The sequence below is a fragment of the Paenibacillus sp. sgz302190 genome, from assembly GCF_059820445.1.
Genome location: NZ_JBZYAO010000098.1, coordinates 1 through 1,214, shown reverse-complemented (window position 1 = coordinate 1,214; position 1,214 = coordinate 1). Strand labels below are relative to the sequence as shown.

The window sequence follows — 1,214 nt, the reverse complement described above, 5'->3', positions numbered from 1 at the left end:
CGGCGGTTCAGCCATTTGAACATCGATTTCTGCACGAGGTATTCGTACGCTTTTATCCGCGGGTAATTATCGGTGATCCCGTAGTATCGGTAGTGCCCGATTAGCTTCGACCGTAGTACCGGCAGCGTATCCGCTAGTTTCTTGTGCCTCTCTTGCTTCATCCATGCATCAAAATCCTTCACCTTCTGCTTGAATTTCTTCCGGCTCGTTTGTCGCTTCACTCGAAAGTGCCCCGTCCGACTCCTCCCACAGTAGTGGGTAAATCCCAGAAAGTCGAACGTTCCCGGCTTTCCCAGGCTCTCCCTCCTGCTCGCCTTTTCCGTGAGGCGCCCAAACCGGACGATCTTCGTCTTCCCCTCTGCCACGTTTAAGCCAAACTTCGCCAGTCGCTTGATCAAGGCGTGGTACAACCGCTTCGCATCTTCTTCGTACTCAAACATGCATAGAAAGTCGTCCGCGAAGCGCACCATTTCGGCCTGTCCTCTCAGCTGTTTCTTTACTGCTCTTTCGAACCAGAGGTCCAGCGCGTAGTGCAAGTAGATATTCGCCAGTAGCGGTGATACCGCAGAACCTTGCGGCGTCCCTTCTTTCGTCGCCTCCACTTGTCCATCCTCGGATATGCCCGCGATCAGCATCCGTTTGACGAGCCGATGCATATTGGGGTCCCCAATTCGTTTGTCCAGAAAGGCCATCAGCCAGTCATGGTCTACGTGATTGAAGAACCCGGATATGTCCACGTCTACTACTGTCTCTATTCTCCCGCGCTCGATGACATGGGTTATCCGTTTCAGTGCGTCATGCATACTCCTTCCGGGGCGAAATCCATAGGAACTGTCCAGAAAGTCTTGTTCATATATCGCCTCCAGCAATTGCTTGAGTGCCATTTGCACCAGTTTGTCTTCATAGGCAGGTATCCCCAGCGGTCTTTTGCTTTTCTCGTCTTTGGGGATATATACTCTGCGTGCGGGCTGCGGTCGGTATCCTTTCCTCTTCAAACGTCCCACCAAGTCCCGCAAATTGGCCTCTATGTCTTGTTCATACATCTCTTTCGTTACGCCATCTACCCCGGTCGCTTTCCCGACCTTCATTTTCCTATGGCACTCTCTTAGCGATTCTTCGTTAATGAGATGCCCGATTGAGGTAAACCTCAGTTCCGGGTTTGACCTTGCCATGTATGCTATTCTTGTTAATTTGGTTTCCATGTCCATTTTTTT

Annotated in this window: 1 protein-coding gene; it reads right to left on the bottom strand. The window is 51.2% G+C overall.

Annotated features, from left to right (window positions below; all coding sequences use genetic code 11):
• Positions 1-1,088: group II intron reverse transcriptase/maturase (gene ltrA, locus AC6RNO_RS36625; protein ID WP_497108439.1), on the bottom strand; the 1,088-nt coding region annotated here is incomplete at its 3' end.
• Positions 1,089-1,214: the final 126 nt, after the last annotated feature.